Origin of the sequence: Vibrio fujianensis, from assembly GCF_002749895.1 — a bacterium.
In the GTDB taxonomy this organism is placed as follows: domain Bacteria; phylum Pseudomonadota; class Gammaproteobacteria; order Enterobacterales; family Vibrionaceae; genus Vibrio; species Vibrio fujianensis.
In genome coordinates this window covers 299,346-305,564 of sequence record NZ_NBUS01000042.1, presented here as the reverse complement: position 1 = coordinate 305,564, position 6,219 = coordinate 299,346, and the positions used below count along the sequence as shown (strand labels likewise).

Here is a 6,219-nt window from a genome sequence, read left to right as displayed (position 1 = left end):
CTTGAATATGTTGCGCTTTTTGATCGGGTAACACTTGAGCGATCACTTGAGCAATGCCTAACTGTTTGGCTATCGCATCGGCAACACTTTGCTGGTCACCCGTCAACATAACGCTATGAATACCCATTTCGTTGAGTGCTCGAACGGCTTTAACGGCGCTGCCTTTTATAGGATCGGCAATCGCAATCAACCCGATTAAGCGATTATTGCGCGCAATGGCTACCGGTGTCCACGCTTGTTTAGCAAAAGTGTCGATGGCTTGCTGCGCGATGGTGAGATCAACGGCGAGAGAGTGCATGTGAGGTAAAGAGCCAATGACTATCTCATCCCCTTGATACTGGGCTTTTATCCCCTTACCGCGTTGATTTTCAAATTGCTCAATTGGGGCTGCACTCACTTGCTGCAGCTTGGCATAATCACAAATTGCTTTAGCTAATGGATGTTCGGAGTGTTGCTCTAGTCCAAAGGCGAGGCTCAATAAGGTGGATTCATCCCCTTCAAGGCAGAGCAACTCTTGTACGCTCGGTTTGCCTTGGGTTAATGTGCCGGTTTTATCAAAGACGACCGTATCAATGTTACTGGCCGATTGTAAAACGTTAGCGTCACGAATCAAAATGCCCATTTCTGCGGCTTTACCTACGCCAACGGTCACCGATAGTGGAGTGGCTAAACCAAGCGCACACGGGCAAGCAATGATTAGTACAGTGGTGGCAACCACCAGCATATAACTGGCTTTAGGGTCCGGGCCGAACCAAAACCACATGGCGGCAGAAAAGAGCGCAATGGCGACCACCACCGGCACAAAGACCGCAGAGATCTGGTCAGCTAATTTGGCAATGGCCGGTTTACTGCTTTGTGCTTGGCGAACCATTTGAATGATACGAGCTAGCATGGTTTGTGAACCAATACCTGTCGCTTGGATCAATAAGCTGCCGTCTTGGTTGATGGTGCCTGCGGATACCGAGTCTCCGATTTGCTTATGAACCGGCAGCGGCTCTCCGGTCAGCATCGCTTCATCTACGTATGAGTCCCCCTCTAACACCATGCCATCAACTGGGGCTTTTTCTCCCGGTTTGATACGTAAAGTCATTCCTTGAGAGATGTCTGCTACCGCAATGATCCGCTCACCGTTTTCGGTCACTTGGGTGGCTTGTTGTGGCTGTAAATTGATTAATGCTTGCAGTGATTGCGTGGTTCTGGCTTTTGCTTTGGCTTCAATATAGTGACCGAGAGAGATAAGCCCAATAATCATGGCAGAAGCTTCAAAGTAAACATGACGCGCCGCCATCGGGAACCAGTGAGGAAAGCTCACCACTAACATGGAGTAAAACCAAGCAGAGCCGGTACCTAAGGCGACTAAAGTATCCATGGTGGCTCGGCGATGAGTTAAGGCTTGCCAAGCATTGACATAAAAGCTGCGTCCGGCACTGGCGAGCAGAGCGAGACAGGTAAGCCCAACGATACCCCAACCAATTTGGTCTTTGCTGCTTGTAATCATCATGCTGCCACCCAAGACTCCCCAAGCCATCAGTGGAGCACCCAGCAGTAAACCCAGAATAGCGCTGCGTTTATGCTCACGTTGCGAAGCGGCTAATTGTAATTGCTGTTTCGCTTGTTGCTGATTGGGATCGTCAATGGCTTCTGCCTGATAGCCCGCTTGTTTCACTGCGGCTAACAGTTGTTCGGTAAGCGGGTGCTCACTGATGACGAGTGCGCTTTGCTCGGCTAAATTGACTTGAGCTTTTTGGACACCGGAGACAGACATTAATGCCTTTTCCACCGAAGCGACACAACTGGCACAAGTCATCCCCTGAATCAGTAAATGGTCGCTGACCTTACTAATGTCTGGTTGAGCTTCAATATGCGATGTGGTGAGTGGTGATACCTGTTGTGCCGAGTTGAGTTCAGCTTCCACTGTACCCTTATCCTTGGATTGCAATCTTGCCTGATAGCCAACGTGCTGCACCTTGTCGATAACCTCTGCGTTAGAGAGTGTCGTGACTAAGCTGAGCGTTGTCTTTGTGATATCCAACCGAGCAATCCGTGGCTCTTGGCTCAGCGCTGTGGTGAGTTTCTTGACGCACTTACCACAGTTAAGACCAGCTAAGTAAAAGTGTGTAGGTTGGGCGGTTTGATAGCCTAACGATTCAATGCTATCCACGACATTATCAAGTGAAACTTCTGTATCCAATTCAATAAATGTGGGCGATAGCGAATGGATTTGAACCGTAAAGTCACTCTCTAGTTGACGCTCAAGCTTACGGGCACATCCCATGCAATTCAGCCCAGATAACGGTAAAGCATAGTGGTTCATGGTCATTCCTCCGAAATATTGAGGTAAGGATAAACCTTAACCTAGCGGTAAGGTCAAGCGAGTTTCTGGAAGTTTCTTGGGTCTATGCAATGGGAGTGATAGAATGGCGCACAAAATTTCGCTCATGCCAACTATTCGGCTGAAGTTTCAGAAAAAGGTAATAAATAATGACGGTTAAAACTCGTTTTGCTCCTAGCCCAACAGGTTATCTACACGTAGGCGGGGCGCGTACAGCTCTTTATTCTTGGTTATATGCGAAAAGCCAAGGTGGTGAATTTGTGCTACGCATTGAAGATACCGATTTAGAACGTTCAACTCAGGCTGCGGTTGATGCCATTCTTGAGGGAATGACGTGGCTTGGTCTAGAGTGGGATGAGGGGCCTTATTACCAAACCAAACGCTTTGATCGTTATAACGAAGTGGTTGACCAATTGTTAGCGGAAGACAAAGCCTACAAATGTTATGCCTCAAAAGAGCTGCTGGATGAAATTCGCGCAGAGCAAGAAGCGAATAAAGAAATTCCTCGCTATGATGCAAATCACCCTAAAATTCAAGCTGTGAATGCTGCGGCTAAAGAGGGCGATCCTTGCGTGATTCGTTTCCGTAACCCGAAAAATGGTAGCGTGGTGTTTGATGATCAAATACGAGGCCGGATTGAAATTCGTAATGATCAACTCGATGACTTAATCATTCGCCGGACAGACGGTTCACCAACCTATAACTTTTGTGTTGTGGTCGATGATGTTGATATGGGTATTACACACGTGATTCGCGGTGAAGATCATATCAATAATACTCCTCGTCAGATTAATATCTATAAAGCAATGGGGGCGACGGTTCCTACTTTCGCCCATTGTGCGATGATCTTAGGCGATGATGGGGCTAAATTGTCTAAACGTCATGGTGCGGTTTCTGTGATGCAGTATCGTGATGAAGGCTATCTCCCTGAAGCTTTAATCAACTATCTTGTGCGCTTAGGTTGGGGGCATGGCGATCAAGAAATCTTTACTCGCGAAGAGATGGTCAACCTCTTTAGTTTAAATGCGATATCTAAATCCGCATCTGCCTTTAATACCGATAAATTGTTATGGCTAAATAACCACTACATCAAAACGTCTGATCCTGAGTATGTGGCAAAGCACCTTGAGTGGCACTTTACTCAGCAAGGCATTGATAAAAACCAAGGCCCAGCCTTGGCCGATATCGTTCGTTTGGTTGGCGAGCGTTGCCATACCTTAGTTGAACTTGCCGAACAATCTCGTTATTTCTATCAAGACTTTAATGAATTTGAGGCTAATGCTGCGAAAAAACATTTACGTGGCGTTGCTAAAGAGCCACTTGCGCTAGCTTTAAGCAAAATTGAAGCGCTAACGGAGTGGAGTGTTGAAAAGCTCCATCAAGTGATTGCTGAGGTTTGTCAAGAGCTAGAGATTGGTATGGGCAAAATTGGGATGCCGTTGCGAGTCGCGGTGACTGGTGGTGGTCAATCACCTTCGGTTGATGCTGTTATGCATTTGATCGGTAAAGAGCGTGTAGTGAAACGTATTCAAATGGCATTGGCTTTTATTACTGAGCGCGAAGCGAACGCATAATTTCGCTTTTCCTCATTGAAACCGTAGCGATGGCTACGGTTTTCTCGAAATAAAAAAGCCCACTTTAGTGAGCTTTTTTATTTTATTGGTAACCAGTAGCATTGCTTGTCTATTTTAAATCAATGCTATTTAAACGTCCCATATAGATAAGAATATCGAGATAGTCTTTATGGGCATCTAGTAATGCTTTTTTGGTTTTTGTATAGGCCGCTAGTTTTCCGTGCCTTTTAATGGAGCAAACGACGCTTTTAAATGCACAGTTCCCAGCGTTATCGTAACTACGCCAGGCGGCAATATAACAAGCGTCACGATAATCAGGGTTTTCTTTGGTCGGGCGAGGCTTATAAATAATCTTTGGTTCCAAGCTATGAGGAAGCCGAGTCATTAAATAAGGATCTTTAAGAATTTGCCGCCAAAATTTTCCCCACATTTCACGACCTAGCTCATTACGTAGCTTAATCGCTTTTTTTAAGCCTTTTTTTTCTCCGATACGAATATAACCGACTGACCGATGCAAAACGGCATCATCGGGCGTATGAATATGAATTTTGTAAGCAGTTTTCGCTTTTGAGATAAAGCGATGGCCAGTATTCGTTTCTAGGTTACTTTTTTTCATACCTATCGCTATAGAGTGTTTTGTTAATAACTGAGTGGCAATAGTAATCGGTACAGAGACATTAGTCTAAAACAATAAGAGTATAGTACATCAGAAGCGTGTCAGAATTGTGCGAAAATGGGTTAACGCAGTTATAGGTTAACCCATTTGGTAAGTATGGCGCTCCCGACAGGATTCGAACCTGTGACCTGCCCCTTAGGAGGGGGCCGCGCTATCCTGCTGTGCCACGGGAGCGAAGAGTGATATCTTACTCAATTATTCCGGTGAGATCATGCTTTCTGGTCGTGTTTATAACTGTTTGTGCATTACATCGCCAATTTGGATGCTAGAAGCCAGTTCTGGTTGATCGACCGTTAATTCAGCGTCTTTTTCGTAAACTCGGGTAACGGTTAAAGTAATATCACTTTGGGTCACTTTATTACGTGGAAGCCCATTTTGATCAATAAAAGCTCCCGTATGCCAAAGTTGTAATTTATCACCTTCTTGTACGCCATGAATTCGACCTAAATCCATACTGATGGTATTGCCATATTTTGCAACAACCTCTGGTAGTGTTATTTTACAAGAAAGATCGGCTTCTAGATCGAGCATGATATTACGGCTCACTCTTAGTAGCATCTGTCCGTAGGTCGAAGCCCAAAAGCGCGCACTACGTGTATCGGTATTACTGGTTTTGGCAAATGGCCAGCTAGAAACCTCGCGATAATTTTTTTTCGTGATCTCGTGTCCCGTCTTACCATCAAAGACTCGTAGTTCTAAAGCAAATTGTCGGTTGATGACATCATCGCGCAATAACTTTTGTTCAATGGTGGAGGTTAGATCGGTAATTGATCCCCCGATGATATAGTGAGCGCCAAGATCTTGTGCAATCATTTTTATTCGAGTTGGATTACGAGGGTCAATGTCATAATCTGTGGTTCCCACCGAGATAAAACTGTGGGCTTCTTGCGAGATTTGTCTATCAAGGACATCGGCAAAATCGTCACCTAACTGATAAATTTGTCCCATAACGGCTTGTTGTGGAGAGGCAAGATCAATATTACCGACTAGAACGGTTTTCTTATATTGGTTTGTATGGCAAGCCTTTGCCGATGGATAAATATCTATTCTGGCGACAATTTTCATCACATTACGACGAACTTTTCGACTTTCTATCGAAATATACCGAATTTCATGGTTATTAAATAAATATTCTTGACGATCAGTCTCCAATAGCGGCATTAATGCACTAATGCTACCAATATCAGCTCCAGCAAAGTTGACCGCTTTATAGATGGCATCTTCGAGAGCATGCAATCTTGCCGTCTCTTCTGAAGAAACAACCGTAGCGGTGCCGGTCACTTCATACCAGGCCGCTTGACTGCTTGGTACCCAAAAGTACATAAAAACAATTGAAACGAAAGAATATATATTTTTTTTCATGATAATTTGCCAGTTAGGTACAAAATTTGCTTTACAAATATTAACCGATGTAGGTATGCGTTTCTGAAGCGAAAGCTAATAAAGAAAAGCAAAGAGCGTTCCAGTTTTGCTAATAGGAACAAATGGGACGTTAGCCTTAGTCTATCTGGAGATGAAGAGAATGAAAAAATGGCTGACCTTAGTGCCCGTAGTTTTTTTAACTGCCTGTGCCTATGCCCCGATTTATAACGGCAAAGAGCCATACAATGGTTCACAATTTATGCTCATGGAAAGCC

At 44.7% G+C, this 6,219-nt stretch carries 4 protein-coding genes, 1 tRNA gene and 1 pseudogene; 2 read left to right on the top strand and 4 right to left on the bottom strand.

The features are described 5' to 3' along the window. On the bottom strand, nt 1–2,314 hold a 2,314-nt coding region (locus B7C60_RS10435; protein WP_245869159.1), incomplete at its 3' end, for a heavy metal translocating P-type ATPase. 167 nt (nt 2,315–2,481) lie between these two features. On the opposite strand from B7C60_RS10435, the gene gltX reads away from it, so the two are divergent. Next, a complete protein-coding gene (gene gltX / locus B7C60_RS10430; protein ID WP_099611592.1) occupies nt 2,482–3,906 on the top strand; it encodes a glutamate--tRNA ligase in 1,425 nt (474 codons plus the stop codon). A gap of 109 nt (nt 3,907–4,015) precedes the next feature. Here gltX and B7C60_RS10425 read toward each other — a convergent pair whose 3' ends face one another. The 3 genes from B7C60_RS10425 to B7C60_RS10415 form a co-directional block, all read right to left on the bottom strand. After that, nucleotides 4,016–4,522 (bottom strand): Fe3+-citrate ABC transporter substrate-binding protein, encoded by a 507-nt coding sequence (locus B7C60_RS10425; protein ID WP_099611591.1) that lies wholly within the window; start codon nt 4,520–4,522, stop codon nt 4,016–4,018. Between the two features lie 157 nt (nt 4,523–4,679). Further along, nucleotides 4,680–4,756 (bottom strand) — tRNA-Arg (locus B7C60_RS10420). Nucleotides 4,757–4,810: 54 nt separating this feature from the next. Beyond that, on the bottom strand, nt 4,811–5,944 hold the full coding sequence (locus tag B7C60_RS10415) for a flagellar assembly protein FlgT (protein WP_099611590.1): 1,134 nt from the start codon (nt 5,942–5,944) through the stop codon (nt 4,811–4,813). A 160-nt stretch (nt 5,945–6,104) separates the two neighbouring features. Here B7C60_RS10415 and B7C60_RS20090 point away from each other — a divergent pair. Beyond that, nucleotides 6,105–6,219 (top strand): annotated as a pseudogene (locus B7C60_RS20090) (FlgO family outer membrane protein); the annotation flags it as partial.

Excerpts from the sequence above, each read along its gene's own strand:
- B7C60_RS10425 (WP_099611591.1), bottom strand. The coding sequence starts at position 4,522 with ATGAAAAAAAGTAACCTAGAAACGAATACTGGCCATCGCTTTATCTCA.
- gltX (WP_099611592.1), top strand. The coding sequence starts at position 2,482 with ATGACGGTTAAAACTCGTTTTGCTCCTAGCCCAACAGGTTATCTACAC.
- B7C60_RS10415 (WP_099611590.1), bottom strand. The coding sequence starts at position 5,944 with ATGAAAAAAAATATATATTCTTTCGTTTCAATTGTTTTTATGTACTTT.